The organism is Bradyrhizobium sp. WSM3983, assembly GCF_000473045.1.
Classification (GTDB): domain Bacteria; phylum Pseudomonadota; class Alphaproteobacteria; order Rhizobiales; family Xanthobacteraceae; genus Bradyrhizobium.
In genome coordinates this window covers 135,040-155,354 of the sequence record NZ_AXAY01000024.1, presented here as the reverse complement: position 1 = coordinate 155,354, position 20,315 = coordinate 135,040, and the positions used below count along the sequence as shown (strand labels likewise).

General features: G+C 58.6%; 24 protein-coding genes and 3 pseudogenes. 17 read left to right on the top strand and 10 right to left on the bottom strand.

Annotated elements, in window-relative coordinates:
- Positions 1 to 389: 389 nt before the first annotated feature.
- Positions 390 to 650, top strand: coding sequence for a hypothetical protein (locus YUA_RS51230; protein ID WP_198029522.1), 261 nt, complete (start codon positions 390 to 392; stop codon positions 648 to 650).
- A 360-nt stretch (positions 651 to 1,010) separates the two neighbouring features.
- On the top strand, positions 1,011 to 1,289 hold the full coding sequence (locus YUA_RS0128415) for a hypothetical protein (RefSeq protein ID WP_027533749.1): 279 nt from the start codon (positions 1,011 to 1,013) through the stop codon (positions 1,287 to 1,289).
- Between the two features lie 28 nt (positions 1,290 to 1,317).
- Here YUA_RS0128415 and YUA_RS48815 read toward each other — a convergent pair.
- A pseudogene (locus YUA_RS48815) lies at positions 1,318 to 1,500 on the bottom strand (DUF3606 domain-containing protein); the annotation flags it as partial.
- A 243-nt stretch (positions 1,501 to 1,743) separates the two neighbouring features.
- Here YUA_RS48815 and ligD point away from each other — a divergent pair.
- The gene (ligD, locus tag YUA_RS0128410; RefSeq protein ID WP_027533748.1) at positions 1,744 to 2,691 is read left to right on the top strand and encodes a non-homologous end-joining DNA ligase; all 948 of its coding nucleotides are present in this window, start codon (positions 1,744 to 1,746) and stop codon (positions 2,689 to 2,691) included.
- An 82-nt stretch (positions 2,692 to 2,773) separates the two neighbouring features.
- Here the strand turns inward: ligD and YUA_RS0128405 are convergent, their stop codons facing one another.
- The 3 genes from YUA_RS0128405 to YUA_RS0128390 all read right to left on the bottom strand — a co-directional run bounded on the left by YUA_RS0128405 (position 2,774) and on the right by YUA_RS0128390 (position 4,954).
- The gene (locus YUA_RS0128405; protein WP_027533747.1) at positions 2,774 to 3,238 is read right to left on the bottom strand and encodes a metallophosphoesterase family protein; all 465 of its coding nucleotides are present in this window, start codon (positions 3,236 to 3,238) and stop codon (positions 2,774 to 2,776) included.
- On the bottom strand, positions 3,235 to 3,738 hold the full coding sequence (locus YUA_RS0128400; RefSeq protein WP_027533746.1) for an NUDIX domain-containing protein: 504 nt from the start codon (positions 3,736 to 3,738) through the stop codon (positions 3,235 to 3,237). Before YUA_RS0128400 ends, YUA_RS0128405 begins: the two co-directional genes overlap by 4 nt.
- A gap of 286 nt (positions 3,739 to 4,024) precedes the next feature.
- Positions 4,025 to 4,954 (bottom strand): Ku protein, encoded by a 930-nt coding sequence (locus YUA_RS0128390; RefSeq protein ID WP_027533745.1) that lies wholly within the window; start codon positions 4,952 to 4,954, stop codon positions 4,025 to 4,027.
- 146 nt (positions 4,955 to 5,100) lie between these two features.
- Between YUA_RS0128390 and YUA_RS0128385 the strand changes: the two genes are divergently transcribed.
- The 3 genes and pseudogenes from YUA_RS0128385 to YUA_RS45275 all read left to right on the top strand — a co-directional run.
- On the top strand, positions 5,101 to 5,496 hold the full coding sequence (locus YUA_RS0128385; RefSeq protein WP_027533744.1) for a hypothetical protein: 396 nt from the start codon (positions 5,101 to 5,103) through the stop codon (positions 5,494 to 5,496).
- A gap of 47 nt (positions 5,497 to 5,543) precedes the next feature.
- Positions 5,544 to 5,802 (top strand): annotated as a pseudogene (locus YUA_RS51920) (hypothetical protein); the annotation flags it as partial.
- 1 nt (position 5,803) lies between these two features.
- Positions 5,804 to 7,684: pseudogene (locus YUA_RS45275) on the top strand (hypothetical protein); the annotation flags it as partial.
- A gap of 151 nt (positions 7,685 to 7,835) precedes the next feature.
- Here YUA_RS45275 and YUA_RS0128375 read toward each other — a convergent pair.
- The gene (locus tag YUA_RS0128375) at positions 7,836 to 8,975 is read right to left on the bottom strand and encodes a hypothetical protein (protein WP_198029521.1); all 1,140 of its coding nucleotides are present in this window, start codon (positions 8,973 to 8,975) and stop codon (positions 7,836 to 7,838) included.
- A 512-nt stretch (positions 8,976 to 9,487) separates the two neighbouring features.
- Here YUA_RS0128375 and YUA_RS0128370 point away from each other — a divergent pair.
- The 3 genes from YUA_RS0128370 (at position 9,488) to YUA_RS45265 (ending at position 11,404) form a co-directional block, all read left to right on the top strand.
- Entirely contained in the window at positions 9,488 to 9,763 is a 276-nt protein-coding gene (locus tag YUA_RS0128370; RefSeq protein WP_027533742.1) for a hypothetical protein, read from the top strand.
- Between the two features lie 22 nt (positions 9,764 to 9,785).
- Positions 9,786 to 10,448 (top strand): TauD/TfdA family dioxygenase, encoded by a 663-nt coding sequence (locus YUA_RS0128365; RefSeq protein ID WP_198029520.1) that lies wholly within the window; start codon positions 9,786 to 9,788, stop codon positions 10,446 to 10,448.
- Between the two features lie 113 nt (positions 10,449 to 10,561).
- On the top strand, positions 10,562 to 11,404 hold the full coding sequence (locus tag YUA_RS45265) for a hypothetical protein (RefSeq protein ID WP_051383421.1): 843 nt from the start codon (positions 10,562 to 10,564) through the stop codon (positions 11,402 to 11,404).
- 85 nt (positions 11,405 to 11,489) lie between these two features.
- Here the strand turns inward: YUA_RS45265 and YUA_RS0128355 are convergent, their stop codons facing one another.
- The 4 genes from YUA_RS0128355 to YUA_RS0128340 form a co-directional block, all read right to left on the bottom strand.
- Positions 11,490 to 11,816, bottom strand: a complete 327-nt coding sequence (locus YUA_RS0128355; protein WP_027533740.1) for a hypothetical protein — start codon at positions 11,814 to 11,816, stop codon at positions 11,490 to 11,492.
- Between the two features lie 94 nt (positions 11,817 to 11,910).
- Complete coding sequence (locus tag YUA_RS0128350) at positions 11,911 to 12,360, bottom strand: hypothetical protein (RefSeq protein ID WP_027533739.1); 450 nt, start codon at positions 12,358 to 12,360, stop codon at positions 11,911 to 11,913.
- Between the two features lie 48 nt (positions 12,361 to 12,408).
- Positions 12,409 to 13,311, bottom strand: a complete 903-nt coding sequence (locus YUA_RS0128345; RefSeq protein WP_027533738.1) for an ImmA/IrrE family metallo-endopeptidase — start codon at positions 13,309 to 13,311, stop codon at positions 12,409 to 12,411.
- Positions 13,308 to 13,634 carry a helix-turn-helix domain-containing protein gene (locus tag YUA_RS0128340; protein ID WP_035972073.1) on the bottom strand — a complete coding sequence of 109 codons (327 nt, stop codon included), beginning with the start codon at positions 13,632 to 13,634 and terminating at the stop codon, positions 13,308 to 13,310. The genes YUA_RS0128345 and YUA_RS0128340 overlap by 4 nt, the downstream gene beginning before the upstream one ends.
- 132 nt (positions 13,635 to 13,766) lie before the next feature.
- Between YUA_RS0128340 and YUA_RS0128335 the strand changes: the two genes are divergently transcribed.
- From YUA_RS0128335 to YUA_RS50295, 8 genes are all read left to right on the top strand, one after another.
- Complete coding sequence (locus tag YUA_RS0128335; RefSeq protein WP_027533736.1) at positions 13,767 to 14,006, top strand: DUF2188 domain-containing protein; 240 nt, start codon at positions 13,767 to 13,769, stop codon at positions 14,004 to 14,006.
- 80 nt (positions 14,007 to 14,086) lie between these two features.
- The gene (locus YUA_RS0128330) at positions 14,087 to 15,001 is read left to right on the top strand and encodes an AAA family ATPase (protein ID WP_027533735.1); all 915 of its coding nucleotides are present in this window, start codon (positions 14,087 to 14,089) and stop codon (positions 14,999 to 15,001) included.
- Complete coding sequence (locus tag YUA_RS0128325; RefSeq protein ID WP_027533734.1) at positions 14,998 to 15,468, top strand: hypothetical protein; 471 nt, start codon at positions 14,998 to 15,000, stop codon at positions 15,466 to 15,468. The genes YUA_RS0128330 and YUA_RS0128325 overlap by 4 nt, the downstream gene beginning before the upstream one ends.
- Entirely contained in the window at positions 15,465 to 15,965 is a 501-nt protein-coding gene (locus YUA_RS0128320) for a hypothetical protein (protein ID WP_027533733.1), read from the top strand. The genes YUA_RS0128325 and YUA_RS0128320 overlap by 4 nt, the downstream gene beginning before the upstream one ends.
- Entirely contained in the window at positions 15,962 to 16,861 is a 900-nt protein-coding gene (locus YUA_RS0128315; protein WP_027533732.1) for a CBASS oligonucleotide cyclase, read from the top strand. The genes YUA_RS0128320 and YUA_RS0128315 overlap by 4 nt, the downstream gene beginning before the upstream one ends.
- 33 nt (positions 16,862 to 16,894) lie before the next feature.
- Positions 16,895 to 17,620 carry a DUF6602 domain-containing protein gene (locus YUA_RS0128310; protein ID WP_027533731.1) on the top strand — a complete coding sequence of 242 codons (726 nt, stop codon included), beginning with the start codon at positions 16,895 to 16,897 and terminating at the stop codon, positions 17,618 to 17,620.
- 351 nt (positions 17,621 to 17,971) lie between these two features.
- Complete coding sequence (locus tag YUA_RS0128305) at positions 17,972 to 19,330, top strand: hypothetical protein (protein WP_027533730.1); 1,359 nt, start codon at positions 17,972 to 17,974, stop codon at positions 19,328 to 19,330.
- Positions 19,331 to 19,449: 119 nt separating this feature from the next.
- Complete coding sequence (locus YUA_RS50295; protein WP_156947286.1) at positions 19,450 to 19,677, top strand: hypothetical protein; 228 nt, start codon at positions 19,450 to 19,452, stop codon at positions 19,675 to 19,677.
- 239 nt (positions 19,678 to 19,916) lie between these two features.
- Here YUA_RS50295 and YUA_RS0128295 read toward each other — a convergent pair whose 3' ends face one another.
- Positions 19,917 to 20,114 carry a hypothetical protein gene (locus YUA_RS0128295; RefSeq protein ID WP_027533728.1) on the bottom strand — a complete coding sequence of 66 codons (198 nt, stop codon included), beginning with the start codon at positions 20,112 to 20,114 and terminating at the stop codon, positions 19,917 to 19,919.
- Between the last annotated feature and the right edge of the window lie 201 nt (positions 20,115 to 20,315).

The window sequence follows — 20,315 nt, the reverse complement described above, 5'->3', positions numbered from 1 at the left end:
GCTCGGTTCACGAGAGCCCGGTGCGGCCCTGGCCGCACGCGCCAAGACCTGAGCGAACGTGATGCAGGCAATGAGACGAGAACCGCCCGGCATTTTCACAGGAGCCTCACAACTATGGAAGAGAGGCCTGTGGGCGGAGGGAAAGAAGACCACTCGCGGACGCGGCGAAAGAGGCACCCGCAGGAGGGTCAGCATAGCGCCGACGCGTAGCGGCGGGACTTGGCACCGAGTGCAGTCGCGAGACCGGTGAAGAAGGCGCACCCGACCCGAAGGGCAGTGATAGCGACGCCGGCATGCAATGACGGCGGGCCCGAGGGCTCCGGCGAGCGACTCAATGCGGATTTACGCCTCCTTGGTATCAATTTTGCTTTTGTGATATCGTCTCACTGATGCGCATGTCGATGCACGGCGTGGGCATTTTCAGTGAGTCAATTCTTTACAGAGGACGACATGGCCAAGAAAGCCAAGAAGGCAAAGAAGACCGCGAAGGCAGCCACCAAGAAGGTGGCAAAGAAGACTTCAAAGAAAAAGAAGTAGTCGTAGCGGCTACTGATCTATTGCCGCCTCCGGGTCGCAATCCGGATGAAAAGCGAGACCTTCCAAAGGATATGAAGCGTCCTTTGCAGCCGTTCGGTATCGCGGCACGCTAAGATAAGGCCGGACCTTTGTGCAGGTGGCTGCTGCATAAAGGCCCGGTTTTTCGTTTCTGCCCCGCGAGGGGCATGGTCTGCTCGTGCGCGAGGGATCGAAGCCGCATGGCCGAGACGCTCCGCGGCTCGGTTCACGAGAGCCCGGTGCGGCGACAGCCGCACGCGCAAAACGGATAAGGCGTCTGAAGTATCGGAAAACGGTTTCTTCGGTTCGTTCCTGCCCGCCTGGCACCTGGCCGGGCGAAAAATTTTGCCTTCGAAAAACCACGAGATCCCACGATCCGGAATCCCAGTCGTGTGTTAGCAACGGGGAACGTCTGCGGGACTAAACGATTCGTCTCAGCGTGGGAGAGCCTTTCAATGCTGATGACCAAGCAGAGACGACCGGCGATCCGCACCCTGCGCGGTTGGGCGATCAACGTGCTGAACGAAGCCGGCGCCATCCGCGAGTGCGAGGAGCACGGCTGGATGCAAGACCGCGCCGATCCACATGCCCGAGAGCGGGCCTTCGATATCGCCCGTCGAGACCTGCCGGAAGGCGTATCCCGTCAAACAGCGGATGCCGCGGTTCGCGACGTGCTGGACTCGATTGGTGATGCCTGCCCAGAATGTCCCCCTGACGAGGAGGACCGGCGCTAGGCCCGACGCCGACCAGTCTCCGAGTCAGGCCTAGCCGTTTCTCCACGCGCTTGCGCGCGTTGCCGACCTTCTTGACGGCCTTTTTCACCGCTGGCGCCGACTTTCCAATCTTCTTCGCCTCGTACTGCACTTCGTAGTCCTGCCCGCCAGCCACCCGCGCCCGGTCCTGTTTTCGTCCGCGCGCCGTCTTGCTCTTCTTCGCTACCGCCATCGGTGCCTCCTGTTGGACATCGAAGCAACGCGACAGGGATTCGCAGGTTCCGGAACGATTCGAACTGTGCCAATTTGAATCGGCTGTAGCGTGGAGTTCTTCAGTGGTACTTCAGCGTAAAAGGCCGGCGGCTATCGGTGTCAAGTCGCGTTTCCCCGGCTTCATCGAGCCGGCCCTAGCCGCCTCGAGCGATAAGGTGCCGTCCCTGCATTAGGCAACACGCACTGAAGGATTGGCCCTTGAATGAGCCGGACGTCGACCCTGCCCAAGCGCCTACAGCCGATGCTCGCTACGCTCACCGACGCGCCGTTCGACGACCGCGGCTGGGTTTTCGAGGATAAGTACGATGGCTTCCGGATGATCGCGGAAATCCGGCGGGGCAAAGTTTCGCTCTACAGCCGCAACGGCAAGATCATCAGCCGCAGCTATATCGAGGTCGCCAAAGCGCTGGAGGGCGTGAAGGGCGACGCCGTGATCGACGGCGAGCTCGTCGCGATCGGAAAGGACGGCGTCTCGCATTTCCAGCTGCTGCAAAACGCGCTGCGCCATGAAGCAAAGCTCCTGTATTGCGCCTTCGATCTCATTTTTCAGAACGCAGTTGACTTGCGCAAACAGCCTCTGCTCGAGCGCAAGGAGCGGCTGAAAGCGATCCTGCCGAGCCACCGCCTGATCGCCTTCAGCCGTCACCGCAAAGCGAACGGCACGAAATTTTTCGCCGAGGCCGAGCTGAACAGTCTGGAAGGCATCATGGCGAAGCGCGCCGACAGCACGTATGCCTCCGGAAGCCGGACGGCGGATTGGCTGAAGATCAAGACAGCAAAGCGGCAGGAAGTGGTGATCGCGGGCTTCACAGCGCCCAAGCGCACCAGGACATTCTTCGGCGCCCTGGTCCTCGCCGTACCGGAAGACGACACATGGCGCTACATCGGACATGTCGGCACTGGCTTCAGCCACAAGGTCCTGGAAGACCTCCATGCCAAGCTCGTGAAGTTGACGACCCCTAAATCACCCTTTCCTGCCAAAGTGAAAGACGAGGCCGCCACGACCTGGGTCAGGCCCTCGTTGGTTGCCGAGGTCAAATTTGCGGAGTGGACGAGCAAGGGCGAACTGCGCCAGCCCGTCTACCTTGGGCTCAGGTCCGACAAGCGGGCGAAGGAGGTCGTGCGCGAGCGAGAACGTCCGCGCAAATAGCGCTTTCCTCCGGGCGTAGCCCGGCAAACGGAAGGATTGACGCACTCGCCTCCTCCGGTGTGAATTCCCTGCGCGGTGGCACTCAGTCGCCTCCAAGGTCGTGGATTTCCGGCCGCATGCCGTCAGGCGTGAGTTCGAGCGTCGCAAACGTGATCGGCAGCTTGAAACGCCGGGGTCCCGCGCTGCCGGGATTCAGATAGAGAACGCCACCGACCCTGTCGATCTTCGGCACGTGGGAATGCCCGGAGACGATGACGTCGATGCCGGCGCCGCGGTCGGCCTTCAGCGTCTTCAAGTCGTGCAGAACGTAGATCGACCTTCCCGCCAGGCGCACAAGGTTCGTGTCGGGGTAGTCGCGAGCCCACTCGCCACTGTCAACGTTTCCACGAATGGCCGTGACGGGCGCGATCCGCCGAAGCGCGTTGACGATCTCGGGGCGCCCGATGTCGCCGGCATGGATGATGTGATCGACGCCCGTCAGGCCTCGTTCCGCCTCGGGCCTCAACAGTCCGTGCGTGTCCGAAATGATTCCGATCCTGAACATCATTTCCCGGCGCCCTCAACCGCGATTGCCAAAAGACGATCGAGAAACTCTACCTGAGCGGACAGCATCTTGGTCCGCGCGAGCTCGATATCAAACCATTCCGCGCGGTCGACTTCGGGAAAGCTCTGCCGTTGGCCGCTTCGAGGCGGCCATTCGATATCGAAGGTATTGCTGGTCAGCGTTGCCGGATCAAAGTGGCCCTCACCAGCGAATGCGATGACGCGCTTCCCTCCTCGCTGTCGGACTTCGCCGAGCGCCTGGAGTGGACCAATCGAAGCGCTAGGGCCGAGTTCTTCGGCAAACTCGCGTCGGGCGACGTTCTCCGGAGCATCATTGGCATCGATTTCGCCCTTAGGAATGGACCAGGCGCCATCATCCTTGTTGCGCCAGAATGGACCGCCGGGATGAACGAGCAGAACCTCGAGCCCACGAACGCCCTTGCGGTATGCGAGAATCCCCGCGCTCAAGGTCGATCTCCTGGAAATCTTTTTCACCGCAGCCATATCGCTCCTACTTTGCAGAGCAATCGAGAGCCGGCGAGCCGTCGTCCCGCCATACCAGACCGCGCTCGCTGAGCGCCTGCTTAGCTTCGTCCACGGTCCTATGCACAGTTACTTCAGCCTCGCGGTCGGTCGCCTTCCTGACGCGCGCACCGACCCGCAGGGCCGCCATTATACCGCTGACGAGATGATCTCGCGTGACCTCGTCGAGATGGGATTTGCCATTCGCCAGAGCCTGCAGCGGACGACGAATAGTGGCCGTCCGGCGTCACCGGATGCTTCACGACACCTAAGCCGACTTCCGCTGCGGCTTGGTCGGCTTCTTCGCCGCGGTCTCCTTCGCCGGCTTCTTGCCTGCGATCGGCATCAGCATTTCCTTCTGCGCGGCCGCCACCTTGCGCGGCTTTTTGCCTGATTTCTTGGGTGCCTCTGTCGCGGTCGTCCCCTCTCTTCCGATGCTCTTGCGCAGCGCGTCCATCAGGTCCACGACGTTCTCACCTCGAGGACGGGCTTGCGCGGTGATTGGTTTGCCGGCACGCTTCTGATTGATCAGATCAATGAGCGCAGTCTCGTACTGGTCTTCGAACTTGTCCGGCTCGAAATGGCCCGCCTTCTGATTGACGATGTGTTTGGCGAGATCGAGCATGTCCTTGGTAACTTTGACATCCTGGATGTCGTCGAAATATTCATCCGCGGGACGCACTTCGTAGGGATAGCGCAGCAGCGTTCCCATCAAGCCCTTGTCCAGCGGCTCCAGCGCGATGATGTGCTCGCGATTGGTCAGCACAACACGACCGATTGCGACCTTGTTCATGTCGCGGATGGTTTCCCGGATGACGGCGAACGCATCGTGCCCGACTTTGCCGTCGGGACGCAGGTAGTAGGGGCGAATGAGATATCGCGGATCGATCTCGGTGCGATCGACGAACTCGTCGATCTCGATGGTCCGCGTCGATTCCAGCGCGACGTTCTCGAGCTCCTCCTTTGTCACCTCGATGAAGGTATCGGTATCAACCTTGTAGCCCTTGACGATGTCCTCGTTGTCGACCTCCTCGCCAGTGTCGGCATCGACCTTGGCGTACTTGATCCGATGGCCAGTCTTCCGGTTCAGCTGGTTGAACGAGACTTTTTCGGATTCCGAGGTGGCCGGATAGAGCGCGACCGGACAGGTGACGAGGGAAAGACGCAGGAAGCCTTTCCAGTTAGCGCGGGGGGCCATGCCAGGGGGAACTCCGATACTGATACCGGATTCAAGACGAACGGCCCGGCTTGGTTCCGACATCGCGCCGCGCCCCACAGGAGGATTTTTCTCAGCGGCTGCCTGGTCGGACTCGACATTTGTTCTTGTTATGTTCTAACTCGGGCATGACCGACCGACCCGCGAGCTGGCGCATGCCGACCCCGAAACAGATGGAAAAACTGGCCGCTGAAACCAACCGAAGACGAACGCCTTCTGCTGAGGGTCCAGATGCCCCCCTCCCGGCCGAATATTGGGAATCGGTCCTCAAAGACCCTCGCGCCGGCGCGACCGTGGCCGAGGCCCGACAGCGACGCCTTTCGGAAATTAAGGGCCACGTGTTGCGCGTCTCCTGCCGCCGCTGCGAGCGGACCGTGGAAATCCAGACCGCCGATGCCGTCCGCTTGTATGGCGCCAACGCAATCTGGAGGGACGTGGCGCAGCGGTTGCTCGACAACACCTGCAGGCAGCGCACCGGCAGGCATGAAGAAGACGGGTGCTGGCCGGCGTTCGAGACGCCGTAATCGCTCAGGATTTGCCGATCCGATCTTCTTTGCGCCTGGATGTCCGGATGGCCCCGAAGTATCACCCTACGCCCCTGTCGGGCGGCGATCGCAAGGCTCTGGCAAAAGAGCTCGGCAAGGCACGCGCGATGGCGAACATCCTGGCGACCCAGTCGGCAGAGATGCGGGCCAAAGGCGAGGCGATGATCCAGCAAGCCGACAGGCTGCTTTGCGAAAGCTGGAACGAGCGGATGTGGAGTGACGGCGAGCCGATGGATCCGTCGCCCACTATCGACCAAACCGTGAATGGAGGTTTCCCCTGCCTACAATGGACAACGAGACGAACAACGGCGCACAACCACAGCGCAGCGAGCCAGCGGAAGCCCTTCCGCCGGTTTGGCTGCGCGCCACGCTTGCCGATCTTGCGGATTCTAAATTCGAGAGCCCGATTGCGGACTCGAAAAGCGCAGACAGCCAGGAGCTTGGCGATCTGCTTCGGAAAGCCGCGGGTGAAACGGACGACACCCCCGCTGCACGCGTATTTCGCATGCTGTCGGCTGTTGCCGGGATGCTGTTCCGGCCCAAGGACCGAAGCGAACCCTTCGGCGCCATGGTGGTGTGGGCCGATGGTCGCCGGTCGCCCGTAGCCGCCGATTTTCGGGGGGCGCCCGTCGAAGTGCTGTCGGCTATGGCTCAGCGCGCGACGCACCCGGCTTTGCGCGCGCGCCTTTCTGATCTCTGCTGGTTTCTCGAACGAAAACGCGTCGACCTAGGTACGGCGGCAGTTGCCGCCTATGTCGAAATCTTGACGAAGGTTGATAGCGGGGCGCTTTCGTTCCGCTTCGACGAAGGCAAGGGAGCACTCAAGCACGACGCCCGGGATCTCCTGCGGCGGGCCCTACAAATTGGTCGGGCCGTTGGATGGGACAAGCCCGAAGCGATGGCCGCTCGCACGATGACGAGTGAACTGCGCGCTAGGGCTTTTCAAGCCTCGCTTGCCATTCCTGCATTTTGGGTTTGCGAACTTGACCTGGATTTTGGCATATCAGACCCGGCTGTCATCGGGAAAGACATCGAGGATTTGATTGGCACCCTGCCCGCTGAAACCGATGCGCACAGCATCGTTGAACTCTGGCGGCTTGGCGCCCGTGCGTACCATCTTGCCAAGAAACCAGACGACCAGCACCGCTGTCAGTCAGCCGCAGCCGACCAGTTTGTCTCGATGGCCGACCGCCAACCGGTGGCAATGATGAGCTCGTCGATGCTGGCGAATGCCATTGCAGAACTTCACGGCGTTCCCGGGAAAAAGGACAGGCGAAAGGAACTACGGCACCGGCTTATCGATGCTCAGGCGGGCATCGGCGAGGAAATGTCTGGATTTTCCATTCCATTCAATCTGGAGGATATGGCTCGGCAGATTGAACAAGGCGTAAAGCGTCAGCCGACCCTACGCGACAAGCTCTTTGTCTTTGCCGCTCTCGAAAATTCACCTGAACCTACAGAGCTGGCCGAAACAGCTTCCCAGTCCATCCGCGAACATCCGTTGGCCTCGATCTTTGGCACCTCTCATCATGACAGCGAAGGTAAAGTCGTCCATCGGACTAAGGGCGCCGGCCTTGGCGATGAGGGCGATGCGAGTGCCATTCAACATCAAATTGCCCAAGACGAACGCATTCGCCGCCGGGTCGCGGCGTACGGAAAGGTTGAGACTGCCCGTCAGGCAATCGGAGCCGATCATTTTTTTTCGGAGGATGTCTTTGCGCGAATTCTCATCCATAGCGCATTCGTTCCAAACGATCTGGTCAGAACATTCAGCCGAGGCTTCCTACGTTTCTTTCAGGGCGATTTCGTCAGCGCGCTATACATCCTGACGCCCTTGCTGGAGAATTCGCTGCGCCAAGTCTTGAAAATGCATGGGCATGACGTGACTATCTTCGACGATGCGACACAAACGCAGCAGGATCGCACGATTTCCTCCCTATTTGAGCAGATGAGGAACGAACTCGACACGATCTTCGGCACAGCCATCACGGCCGACATCGAACGTCTCTTCCTCAAGAAACCCGGCCCACATCTTCGGCATGCGCTATCGCATGGCTTACTGCATGACGGCGACCCATACGGCCCTGATGCCGTCTACGCCTGCTGGCTAATTTTCCGCCTCTGCCTGATCCCACTGTTTCCATACCGGGAACAGCTACAGCTTCCATTCGATGAACCAGCGCCAAACCGGCCGAGCGAACCGCAAGCATCAGCGCCCGAACCCGAGACCGGACAGAGCGAAAGGCCTGGCTCTTAATCGGTTGGCTGCTTCTATCGCTGACGGCAGCAAGCTCCCCACTAGGTCAACAGGCCATTGCCTATTGTCCACCGCGCCTTGCAGACGGAAAAACCCTCTCCAATACTTCGTTCAAGACGTTGAGCCTGACATTTAGCTCGGAAACCGCCTCATGGGTCATCCTGACCCATTCATCCCAAACGCGGGATTGGCCAACGGGATCACTCAGGATCGACGACCGGGAGGCGATTTGATCTTGTGTCGCCTTAATCATCCCTAGTGTGTCGGCCAGGTTCACGTCGGGGTCTGCCTTAAACGATTCCTCCAATGAGTACTGCATGCTGCTGTCGTCGATCGCTTGGGCGGCCGTCATCATCGCCTGCCACTTGCCCTCCGATAGCAGCTCGAACGCGAGGTCATCGATGAGCTTGACCTGCGCCCGCGCCTTGTTGGCCTCGGCATGATCCGGCAGCCGATTGGCCGCAATACAGGCAGAATTTATGAACGGCAGGCATTCAAAAAAGCCGGTCGGCCTCTTAAGGGTGAGCGTCGGATAGTGGGCGAAGAACTCATCAATGGGAATGGATAGCTTGGCATAGTAGGAACTCAACAGCTTGGATTGACCTGCCATCGGGGATATCGCCCGGTCTCCATCCAGAGCGCTCATTTCTTCGATGTTGCTTGGCGAAAGTATGCTTACGAAAACGTCGGACGTGACGTCCGCAAAGTGGCCCGATTTCTCCAGGGTTGCTGGCGTCGTCTTCAGCGGATGGATCGATGCGAACTCTGGGGCGCCAGCGGCCCGGTAAACCGCCGCCACCAGTGCCGAGCAAAACGTCTTACCGTCGCCCGACTCCGACATCGGCACACCGGGCAACACGGATCGCAGGGCGGCCTGCACGGAGTATTCCCTTCCGAAGAACTTAAACGCTTCACTTGCGGCCGCGCGTGCGATGGCCTGATCGGGGTATCGAAGGACGCGCACATGGTTGAGGTCATGCACGAAACAATTCTGGGCGCTCATGTTTGAGACGCCACCACTTAGCGCCTCAATGAGTGTCGGCAGCGCCGTGCAGATAAGCGCATGACTGAAATTGCCACCCGTTGCCGTCGCAATCACATCCGACGTTCTTTTTCCCTTGAACGAGCTTGCTTCCGCATTGCGCGTAAGAATGACATCGCCAGGACGGAGCTCCGTCAGGTCGGGCTTGAATACGTACAAGCCGTTATATCTCGGATTTTGCTGTTTCATCGTTGGCCTAATAAGACAATGCGGACACGGAACGAACACTAACACCGTAGCTATCGATGCGTATGCAGCCTCTGCCGAATCGCTTGCCTAAAGTAACAGGCAATTCGATGCTGCTCTCCCGTCGCTATGCTTCGTGTGCCTTCAACTGAGTGATCGATGAACCATTTGCTTTTGGCCATCCTTCCAGTTATTGCGCTGCCCGCGTTCGGGCAACCTGATTTTTACGTGAATTCGTCGAACGGCAGGGTGGGGTGTGGCTCCCTGATGCAGTCCAGATGCTGGATCACGCGCTGGTTGGGCTGGCCCCGGGCCTGTTCACCATGGGCGTTCTGTGGTGTTGCGCAAGGCAAATTAGCGTGCCGCCCGTCATGCCGGTGTGATTGCACAGGCTATCGGAAGTGCGACGATGTTCGACTATTTTTTCACCCGGAGTTACCTTCCTTACCGCTGCATAACCGCCGATCTCAAACGCGTGTCGGGCCTTGAACCGCGCTTTTCCGCTACAGGTCGGGCGCGGCGACGAAGCCAAGGGCGGCGGCAGCGGCCCTGACAGCCGTGCCCCCAAGCCGTCTATCGTCAAGCCGCGCGACATGTACACGCCGGACCATCATATCGATACGCTAAAGATCCAGGCGAGGAATTTCGGTGAGTTTGATCCCGGCGAGCCGGAAGCTAGCGAGGGACCGCTTTCCGAAGTGCAGGGATCAGCCCTCGACGTTACGACGGTAGGTTGTATAAACTGGAAGCATGCAGACTAATTCGGCTCCCACCGACCCAATCGTGAACATCAACAATCTTGGGGACCGCGTACTGCGGGACGGCTGGTTCAAATCGACCGTGACCGCGATGGGCCATGATATGCACTCGGCGCCCGAAAATATTGCGCAACTGCTCGGTAATCCGATTGCGGGCCGCTCTGGCCAAAAGATCGAGCCTTTGATACCGACAGAGCAAGCCAAGGCAAATGCGAAATCCCTGAGCGTCGTGCACGGGCTTGGGGCATTTCCGATGCACACGGACGGCGCGCACCGGCTTCAGCCGCCCCGGTTCGTGGTGCTGGTGTGTGCTTCACCAGGCACATCACCAATCCCCACGACCTTGATCCGGTTTCGCGACCTGCAGATGAGTGCATCCGAGCGATCGCGGCTAGAAGCGGCTCCCTTCCTCGTGCGCAACGGCAGGAGCTCGTTCTATTCGACAATCTGTAGCCGGTCTCGGCCCTTCATCCGGCATGACGCGGGCTGCATGATGCCGCAGGGCACAGAAAGCGAAGCCAGCGGCAAGTTGATTGCGCAGCGCGCTGGCGAGGTTGGCTTTACCCTTGTGCATTGGCGGACGGGGGATGTTCTGGTGATCGATAACTGGACCGTGCTCCACGGACGCGGTCTCCGGGTGTCCAAAGCATCCTCCGACAGAAAGCTTTTACGGGTGAGCGTTCAATGAAAAAACCGGCTGCAAAAGTGCCCGCCATCACTACAGCTCTCTCGGCGGATGCGCTGATGGGAAAATCATAGGCCTATATCGGTCGTGCACTGGTCGCCAAAGCGGCCGGGTCGATGGGCGAATACCAACTCTGGGCATCGCTGGCGCTGGAACTGGTCGGCAAGGCGGCTCTGGCGAAAATCCACCCGTGCCTTGTGGCCGATCCGAACAGCAAGGTTTCGCTTTTTGCCGCAGCCGGCATGAGTATCAGTCCCGACATCAAGACTATCGCTGCCACCACCTTGTTCGACCGGCTGACGCATGTATCGAAGCGGTTTGATGAGAACACGAAGAAATTCTGCACCAACATGAGCGAGAAGCGGAATGCCGAGCTGCACTCCGGCGATGCTCCGTTTGAGGGTGTGGTGGCGGCCTCGTGGGAAGGTCGCTACTGGCACACGGCAGAAATCATTCTTGAAGTCGGTGACGGTTCAATCGAGGCCTGGATCGGTGCCGATAAGGCAAAAGCACCGAAGGCACTACTCGCCGAGTATACGCACGCGATCGAGCAGGCCGCAAAAATTCGGGTCGAGACAGCGGCCAGTGCCTTTGCGGCACGCCCTAAGAAGGAGCGCCAAGAAGCCCTTGCCAAGGCTGCCACGATAGACCTATGGGCCATGCGCCACAGCTTCAGGCTACAGGCCCATAACATCTGGGAGACGGAATGCCCGGCATGCAAGTCCCGGTCGTTCCTTGCGGGGGTCAAATATGACGAGGAGGTCTCCGAGGAAGATAACGGAGACGATCCCTACGAGGAATTGGTCGATGTTTCCTACGTCGCGGAAGAATTCCTGTGCCCTTCCTGCAATCTGCACCTCGATAGCCGGGAAGCCGTTGAGGCAGTGGGGCTGGATGTCGACCATATCGAGACGGAAACGCGCCAACGCGAATATGAACCGGACTACGGCAACGACTGAGCTAAATTGAAGCGGCTCAAGCGCCGCTCAACAACTTTTCGCTCCTTACCTCTCAAAGACGGTGATCGATGGCCCTTCCACCCCTCTATAAGTACCTCAGCGTCGAGGGCGCCAGGCTGACGCTCGGCAACAATACGTTCTGGCACGCCAAGCCATCGACATTTAACGATAGCGAGGATTTGACGGTCGCCAATTCCATGAAGGACGATTTCTTGTCCGGCAGCTTGGCTTGGGAATAGCGCCAAAGAATCCAGCTTATGACGGACAAGTATCGGAGCTTCGGCGTGATCGTCGTTACACCGTTGAATAGCTCATCGCTGATCTGCTGTACCGGCGCACGTAAGCCGAGCAGATCAAGGCCGGTCTTCTTCACGGCATCAAAAGAAACCCATTCGGGCACCGGCTGATTCATATCGCTCGATTTCGCTCCCCCGGGCATCAACGTACTGCAAGGCCCGGCCAAGACACAACTTATGGGCGACTGCCAAAATCCAAACCGATCGCGGTCAGCGCAGTTGTTGACCGCTGCCAGCTTCGAGGTCGAATTCCCACAATTCGACACCTTCGGGGACAAGGTGACCGTGCGTTTTGAGATAATACGACGCGAGACTCTGCTCTCGGCGGCTATGCTTCAAAACAAAGAATATCTTCCGGTAGAACGCCGGTGCGACGTGGAAATAGTACATCGCTTCATTCCACACCGTCATCTTGGCGCTTGGCATGTTGCCGCCCTGAGTCCACGTGTGCGACTTGCATTCTACCAGGACGGGCGGGTTTTCGCTGCCGAGGTCAAAGCGGTGCAGTTTCTTAGCTTTACCCACACCGACAGGCACCGAGAAGTTTTTGACTAGGGAAATGCCTTGCTGCGAAAAGAAGGTTCGGGCGGCTGCCTCAAAGTCGTTGCCGGCTTGAGTGTTGCTTACCGAGCCGATCCGCTGAAAATTGTTGTTGTCCACGTGTGGCTCACTCGGGTCTAAGAGCTATTAAAAAAAAGTGATCAAAAATCACCATTCGCGCCGTTGTTCAGGAGGCGCCATACGGTCGAATACGTCCGGCTCTTCATCGGCTTGAGCAAAATATCGTTGCGGCGCATTGCCGAGCAGAAGCAGAGATAGCGCAAAATCATATTGCTCGGACAGCACGGTCATTTCTTGAGCCGGTTCGGGAAACCAGACACCGGGACCGTGTTCGATGCTTCCTCGTCCTTCGGAAAGGCCCTTGGTCTGGACCGGAAGCGATTGCACTGGAATTTCGATGGGCGGGCCGGAGGTGCGAAAAAATGCACCGGTCCGCAACGCTGGAGTGCTGGAACGCGCCCACAGGATATAACCGTCGCGCGACACCACGAGAACCGCACGCTTGTCGGTGTAGCTGAGCCAGCGCAAGGTCGCTGCAATCAAGGAAACGCGATAACGATCCGTGCAATGGGACAATGCGTCCAGCTCGATCGCAGCAGCCGGCGCGATCTGGCGGCGGAAATCGTCGAGCGGCATCAGTAGGTTTGCAGCGAAAACATTGGCTTGATGTTCAAGCTGACCGTACTCGGAATCCCAGCGAACCACATCTTGTTCGCCGCACTGAAACCCGTCCGGATAGGCGAGCCGGTGAATTAAAAAATGTCCAAACTCATGCGCGAGCGTGAAGTTGATGCGGCCGGTTGATCGAATGCGATTGTTGTAAAAAATACCCCATCCCTTCTTTCCTTGCGGCGCCCGGTAGAGGGCACCATCAAAGCCAGGAAGATCGTCCCCAACGACGCGGGTTATGGGATCGTCCGGAAACTTCTTTGCGCTGTATTCCCTGGCAACCGCGGGAACGTCGATCGGGAAATGTTCCGGCCCGAGCACGGCATTCAGCACATGGGTGATTTCATAAGCCCAGCGTTCAGGCGAGAACGGACGGGTCATTCATCCTCGCCCCAAAGCTCCACCATGCGGCGGATGCGCTCCTTCGTCGTCGGCTTCATCGTCTGGTATTTGCGGTAGAAGGCCGTGTCGGTCGCTTCCTCAACGGGAACGGATGCCTTGGTGTCGAGCAAATAGTCGGCCGTGACGCCAAGCGCCGCGGCAATCTTCGCAATTTTGTCTGCAGAGGGCCTGGGCGGGTTCTTGTTTTCCAGTTCCCAGATGTAGCTTTTGCTGGAATCCGCCAATTCCGCGAGTTTATCGAGGGTGAAGCCTTTCGCCTTACGCAGGGTGCGGATTTTCTCGGCTAACGGCGTCGTCGACACAGCTTTTCCTCCAACGATTCACAGAAGTTCAGAGTAGGCGCATTTCCCGTCGTTGACAACGCGCATCTGCTCCTGTAGTAAAAGTTCGGAGTAGACATACTTTCTGTTTTATAACACCCAAGGAGCCACAACATGGCGAAGAAGCATGGTCCAGATACACATCATATAGTGCACAATCCCGCCGGCGGCTGGGATGTCAAGCGCGGCGGGTCGGAACGGGCCAGCAGCCACCACGAGACCAAGCGTGAAGCGATCGACGAGGGCCGCATCGTCAGCCGCAATCAGGGAACCGAGTTCCGGATCCACAACCTCGACGGCCGTATCGGACAGAGCGACAGCCACGGCCATGACCCAAACCCGCCGAAGGGCTGATCATTGAGGAGCCGGTGCTCCGATTCACCTCCCAGCAGAAACGCCGGTTTCTGCCCCCAACCAAGAATGGAATGCCCTTCATGCTCGCCCACCAGCCTCAAGATACGAACCTGCCAAAGGGCATTCACCGCATCCGCCGCCTGCCCGATCCCGCGCTCGGCACGTTGTGGGATTCGATCATTCTGGACGAAGCGGTAAAGACGCAGCTTCTGTCGCAGGCGATGTTGAACTTCACGTTGCGCGGCAAGGTCGACCGCAGCGTGGTGCCGCTGCACGGCGTGATCCTGCTGGTTGGGCCGCCCGGCACGGGAAAGACTTCCCTCGCGCGCGGTCTTGCACACCGCACCGCACTTTCCTTCAAGGGCGCGCAATTCCAGTTGCTCGAGATCGAGCCGCACACCCTCACCAGCGCCGCCATGGGAAAGACGCAGCGGGCGGTGTCGGACTTATTTTCGCAATCGATCACGGAAGCCGCGGTGCGGGGACCGACCATCGTGCTGCTCGATGAAGTCGAAACCCTCGCGGCTGACCGCGCGAAGATGAGCATGGAAGCCAACCCGGTCGATGTGCACCGGGCGACCGATGCCGTGCTGGTTCAACTTGACCTGCTGGCCGAGCAAAATCCTCAGCTTCTGTTCGTGGCGACGAGCAATTTTCCGCAGGCCGTGGATAGCGCGTTCACGTCGCGCTGCGACCTCGTCATGCATGTTCCGCTGCCCGACGCCAAGGCCTGCGCGGCAATCCTGCACGATTGCCTGGTTGGCCTCGGCCGAACCTACCCCTCGATCGCCAAGCTGGCCAATTCGCCGCAGATGTCGCGATGCGCTTCGGCCAGCGTCGGACTGGATGGGCGCACGATCCGCAAAATGGTTGTCAATGCCCTCGCAAGCGACACGCGCACGGCGATGGACCCGAATGCTATGACGATCGAACAACTTCTGGCAGCGGCACAAGCTGCAACGGCTATCCGCAGGCAGGAGACGAAACAATCATGAGCACCGTCATAAGCCGTACTTTCGCCAGCACGCCGAAGCGCGATGCGGCACAAACTTGGGCTGCCATCGTCGATCTGCTTACGCAGGGCAAGAATGAAACCGCGCGGAAAGAGCTTCTATCTGTGGCCGGCGTTGCGGCCAGCACGCTTGCCGACCACGCCGCAAAGGACGCGCCGATCGTGGTGACCTGCGATGGCCCCCGCATCCGGATTTACTGCCTTTATGATGATGACGCGATCGAAGGCTCCGACGCGAATGAAGATACGTTGGGCTTCGACCCCCTTGCCGGTGACTGGCGGGTCTCATTGTCCTGCCCGGCTGACGACCTGACCTGGGTGCAAGCCGCTCTTAAGAAATATAGCACTCGCATCACAGCGCGCGACCTTGCCGAAGAGGTCGCAAAGGCTGCGGACAAGCAATCCGCAAACGCGCTCGTCTTTGACCAGAAGGGATTCCTCGGCTCATGACCAGCGTTGCCGTCTATTCCTATACACACTCGGTCACCTACGTGGCCGACAACATCCTCAAGAGCTTCAAGGACATCATTCGGCTAAGCGGCCTCGACCCGGCGAATCTCGTGGAAAGCTGGGAGAGCAACATGCTGGCGCTCAAAACCTGGCTCAATTCCGGTCACCTCACCTGCGTCGTCCTTGAGGTGTTTGATCCAAGCACGGACAAGCTTGTCGGGCGCTGGGATGTCGATGTGGTCTATGGCGGTTCAGGCGATGGCAATTTTTGGACCGACACCGACCAGATCAAATATCACATCTTGAAGGCCGGGCTTTGGCCGAGCCAAGCAAGCTACCGTCTTCTGATGGATAATAAGCCCGGCCGCCCCGATGTCGCGGGGTGGAGTTCCGGCACATACCGATCAACCGACGGCTTTGCGCGTCATAGCCTGGGCTCGACGATCGAACACAACGGCCTCGGCGGCAGCGCGGCTTATTGGAGGAAGACTGGATGATTACGCTCGATGATGCCTTCCGCAAATTCAAGAGCCGCCTTGAACTGAACGACCGCGAGCAGAAGAACGCATCGCAGCGGCAAAATGAGGTTCGCGACTATCTGGACACGAAGTTCGCCATCGAGCGCAGCTTTTTGACGGGCTCCTATGCGCGCCACACCAAGACAAAACCTCTGAAGGATATCGATATCTTTTTTGTCCTTAAGGAAAGCGAGCGCCACTACCGCTCGAAGGCGCCATCGGTGATTTTGACCGCCTTCTACGACGCGCTGGTGGAGAAGTATGGCGCTAAGGCTGTGCGCAAACAAAGCCGGTCGGTGAATGTAGACTTTGGCGTTACGGTCGACGCGGAAGACAACACCGACTACCGCATCGTGAGTGTCGATGTCGTGCCGGCCTTCACTTCGGGTGACGACTACGAAATTCCCGATGACGACAAGGGCGAATGGATCAAGACCAATCCGGAGACGCACGCGGCAAAGGCGGTGGCCGCTCATCAGGCCTTTTCAAATGAATGGAAAGGCCTCGTGCGTATGGTCAAATACTGGAATGACAACGCGCGCCATGGAGAGAAGCCCGTCAAGCCGTCGTTCCTGATCGAAGTCATGGCGCTGGAGTGCCTATACGGAGGCTGGCAGGGCCGCTTCGATTACGAACTGCAGGGATTCTTCTCAACGCTGGCTGACCGCATTTCTGAAACCTGGCCAGACCCGGCCGGTCTCGGACCGCCCATCAGTGATGGAATGGATGCCGCTCGCAAGTCGAGGGCTCGTGACCTGTTGGTGGCGGCAAGCCGCGAAGCCCCGCTTGCCATCAATCATGCACGTCAGGGCCGCAATGGTGAAGCCTTGAAGGTATGGCGCGCACTCTTCGGGCCTAAATTTCCCCTTTCGTAAGTTGTTCGCGTATCGAGTTTAAAGGAGCCGCCGATGTCAGATTGGTCACTTGCCGTACTTCTCGCCTCGTTGCATGAGGACATTCAGCAGCGCCTATCGACCGTGCGGAAGAGCTTCAATCATCCAGGTACGAAGGGCGACGCCAGCGAGGCGGTATGGATCGACCTGCTCGAAAAGTACCTACCCAAGCGTTATCAGGCCGCTACCGCCCACATCGTCGACAGCCTTGGCAACTTCAGCCAGCAGATTGATCTCGTCGTGTTCGACCGCCAATACTCGCCCTTCATTTTCAACTACGAAGGCCAAACAATCATTCCGGCGGAAAGCGTGTACGCCGTGTTTGAAGCCAAGCAGACCGCAAATGCGCAGTTGGTCGCGTACGCGCAAGAGAAGGTCGCGAGCGTTCGACGTCTTCACCGCACGAGCTTGCCCATCCCCTACGCCAAGGGCGTCTATCCGCCCAAACCGCTGATTCCGATCCTGGGCGGCCTGCTGACCTTTGAAAGCGATTGGACTCCGGGTCTCGGCGCTTCGTTCCTGCAGGCATTGGCCAAAGACACCGGTGAAGGCCGTCTCGATATCGGGTGCGTCGCTGCCCACGGGCATTTCTTTTTCGATCCCGCCGACAACGCGCATCAAATGGTCGTTGAGGGTAAACCTGCAACGGCGTTCCTCTTCAAGCTGATTGCTCAGCTTCAATTTAGTGGAACGGTGCCGATGATCGACGTTGATGCGTATGCGAAGTGGCTGGTGAAGTGAATCGGCAAGTCGACCGAGGCCTGAATGAGGCTTTGCCGCGCTATCGCCACCCGCTACACCAGCCGCAGTAGCGGACTGATGCCGGAGCGCAGCGGAGGCCACTGAAAGAGGCACCCGGGCCGCGTGAGTGATAACGACCGCCGAAGGCGGCACGCGGGACGAGTGCAGTCCCGAGACCGGTTAAAAGGGCACCCGACGAGAGGCAGTGATAGCGACGCCGGCATGAAATGACGGCGGGCCCCGACGGCGAGTGCCCCCGGCGAGAGACACATTAGATTTGAAGTCAGGGAAGCGATTACAGACATCGATCAGACCTTGACCGATAGCGCTGTTCGGCAATTACATCGATAAATGACAACACCCTCCCCCACAAAAAAAGCCGCTCTTGCAGAGCCGAAGTTGTTTTCCGGCATATTCTCGTTGGGAACTGACGCGGTTGAAGCCTCGGCCATCATACATATCGATTCTTCGGGCGAGTTGGTGTTCAAATTCTCGTCCATCCCCTATAAGGCGCAGTCGGATTTCATTTCAGCCGCGTGGCACGATCCGAGCAGCGACGTCGTGCATTTTTCGTTCAAGGCGGTGGCGGAAGACGGCGCACGGTTCGAAACCGATCATCTGTTCTTTTCCGGCCTGGGCATGACTTCCCCCGAAGACGCAGGCACGCTCCTCACCCCAGAGGCGAGGTGTGCAAAAGGGACTCTCCGTTACGCGCTGAAGGAGCCGTTCCCGCTACCCGCACTACGCATGCGGCTCAAGGGCTTCAGGAACTTTGGCTCGCTCCACGCTGAATGTGCCCTGGGCCGCTTGGAAATGAACGGCCCCCATGAAATCGATGACGAAGACGACGCCGCAGATGGCTGGCTCGTCGTGCAGGCGGCCGAACCCCCGCCTGATGATGCACTCTGGCATGACGAAAGCGAAAAACTTCTGGAACATGTCCGTCGTATCATGTCTTTTGCGACCGCGTCGCTCTTGCGCGTGCCGATCATTGAGTACATTGCCGGCAGCGAAAGCGAAGTTACGGTCTGGTTTCAAACACGGCAGCGGAGCGGGGTCATGCCTGTCTTCCACTTCCTCGCGCATGACGCCATTTTCGCAGCCGCTGTAGGGTCGTACTTCTCTCCACCCATCGTGGTGAAGCATCTGTTCTTCGCGATCGAATGGTTTGCGATGGAAGGCACCTATAACGAGATTCGGCTCGTGAATGCGATGACGGCCCTCGAAAACCTTATCGATTCAAACGTTGAGCCGAGCGAAGCCTTGATCCTGCCACGAGCGCAATTCGAGAAGATCCGGCGTGTGCTCTTATCCGTGATACGGACATGTCTGGGTAAATGGACAGCAGCATTGGCAAATGATGCCTCCCTTGAGCTTAAGGAAAAGCTTGCCGATCTGAACCGCCGCTCGTTGTTGCGTAAACTTGAGCTTCTCGCCGCCCGATGGAAAGTCCCTCTCGACGGCATTGACCCGGCCAGCCTGAAAGCCGCGAAGCAGGCCCGCGACAAGGTCGTGCACCGGGGCCAGTATTATGAGGACGCGAGGGAAACCGATGCCGATCTCTGGACGCATGTCACGATCATCCGGGAAGTGGCCGTCCGTTTCCTGTTCACGGCGATTGGCTATGAGGGTCGTTACATTTCGCATGTCGGAGGCTATCATGACGCGGTATTTCCGCCCGCCGTGAAATCTGCCGGCGAAACGCACTAACGGTTCAAAGCCTGTCCTCAAAAAACGCAGTGATCTGCACTTGCAGGGTCTCGGCAACGAGCGCCAGACGGCAATTCGCGCTCGTGGGCTTAACTGTGACTGCATTTGCGGAGCCATCGATGGTAAAGACCATCAACACCTCAGTGAACAGTGCACGAGCAGGCGTGACCGCACCAGTTTCGCACCAGAAACGACCCAACCGAAGCGCAACGAACGCGATCGAATTGGGACGAAAAGACAGCAACACCAACGAAGCCGATCGTTATCCCGCCGCTCATAACCGCTTGATCGATGGTTTGAGGCCTGCCAAGCATATCGGGAAATCGCCCCGCTTGATTCTTGACTAGCCTCCTGATCTTGCGGCTTTGAAGGCGCCTCGCAGGCCTGAACGCCGCGTGATAGCTCGCCACTCGATGGGCTTGTTTTCTGCTCAGCCTTCCAGGTGCTCTTCTAGTCAACCGCTAACGGCGGTTGCCCAGCTGAAGTCATAGTGAGCGCTCAACAACTTCATTGCGACAACAACGACGAGAACGCAGATGATTTGCAACAACGTTCTGGTCGAGTGAAGAGCCTCATGACACCGCCTCTAGCGCAGGTGACCGAGCCGGATTCCGAGCTTGAGCGCCTTTTGGCGGAGTGAACCTTCGGAGCGCTTTGTCAGCTTCGCGATTTTTGCAACCGGCGTCTTCGCTTTCGAATGAGCGCGCAGCTCTTTCACGTCGGCCTGTGTGTATTCGCGACGCACTGTTTTCTTCGTAGCCGTCTTGTTTGCTTTCTTCGCCACTTTTAGCTCCTCGATTCGAGAGTGGGCGTACTAGCACAGCCGCATTGAGGCGCAACTCTCCATCAGTTGACTCTATGTGCTAGTACGATCCGTGAACTCTCTCGTGGCAGCAGTATTGCGGGGATTTGCCCAACTATCGATTTGTTTTAGCAATTCCTGGTGGGCCAATTCCAACTTGAAGTAATCTGACCGATGTAGGGT

Bases quoted from the DNA above. Each gene is read 5' to 3' on its own strand.
- YUA_RS0128345 (WP_027533738.1), bottom strand. From the start codon at position 13,311: ATGACCCGTCCGTTCTCGCCTGAACGCTGGGCTTATGAAATCACCCAT.
- YUA_RS0128305 (WP_027533730.1), top strand. From the start codon at position 17,972: ATGACAACACCCTCCCCCACAAAAAAAGCCGCTCTTGCAGAGCCGAAG.
- ligD (WP_027533748.1), top strand. From the start codon at position 1,744: ATGAGCCGGACGTCGACCCTGCCCAAGCGCCTACAGCCGATGCTCGCT.
- YUA_RS0128400 (WP_027533746.1), bottom strand. From the start codon at position 3,738: ATGGCTGCGGTGAAAAAGATTTCCAGGAGATCGACCTTGAGCGCGGGG.
- YUA_RS45265 (WP_051383421.1), top strand. From the start codon at position 10,562: ATGGGCGAATACCAACTCTGGGCATCGCTGGCGCTGGAACTGGTCGGC.
- YUA_RS0128315 (WP_027533732.1), top strand. From the start codon at position 15,962: ATGATTACGCTCGATGATGCCTTCCGCAAATTCAAGAGCCGCCTTGAA.
- YUA_RS0128310 (WP_027533731.1), top strand. From the start codon at position 16,895: ATGTCAGATTGGTCACTTGCCGTACTTCTCGCCTCGTTGCATGAGGAC.
- YUA_RS0128325 (WP_027533734.1), top strand. From the start codon at position 14,998: ATGAGCACCGTCATAAGCCGTACTTTCGCCAGCACGCCGAAGCGCGAT.
- YUA_RS0128385 (WP_027533744.1), top strand. From the start codon at position 5,101: ATGACCGACCGACCCGCGAGCTGGCGCATGCCGACCCCGAAACAGATG.
- YUA_RS0128355 (WP_027533740.1), bottom strand. From the start codon at position 11,816: ATGAATCAGCCGGTGCCCGAATGGGTTTCTTTTGATGCCGTGAAGAAG.
- YUA_RS50295 (WP_156947286.1), top strand. From the start codon at position 19,450: ATGGTAAAGACCATCAACACCTCAGTGAACAGTGCACGAGCAGGCGTG.
- YUA_RS0128320 (WP_027533733.1), top strand. From the start codon at position 15,465: ATGACCAGCGTTGCCGTCTATTCCTATACACACTCGGTCACCTACGTG.
- YUA_RS0128405 (WP_027533747.1), bottom strand. From the start codon at position 3,238: ATGATGTTCAGGATCGGAATCATTTCGGACACGCACGGACTGTTGAGG.
- YUA_RS0128335 (WP_027533736.1), top strand. From the start codon at position 13,767: ATGGCGAAGAAGCATGGTCCAGATACACATCATATAGTGCACAATCCC.
- YUA_RS0128330 (WP_027533735.1), top strand. From the start codon at position 14,087: ATGCTCGCCCACCAGCCTCAAGATACGAACCTGCCAAAGGGCATTCAC.
- YUA_RS0128390 (WP_027533745.1), bottom strand. From the start codon at position 4,954: ATGGCCCCCCGCGCTAACTGGAAAGGCTTCCTGCGTCTTTCCCTCGTC.
- YUA_RS0128415 (WP_027533749.1), top strand. From the start codon at position 1,011: ATGCTGATGACCAAGCAGAGACGACCGGCGATCCGCACCCTGCGCGGT.
- YUA_RS51230 (WP_198029522.1), top strand. From the start codon at position 390: ATGCGCATGTCGATGCACGGCGTGGGCATTTTCAGTGAGTCAATTCTT.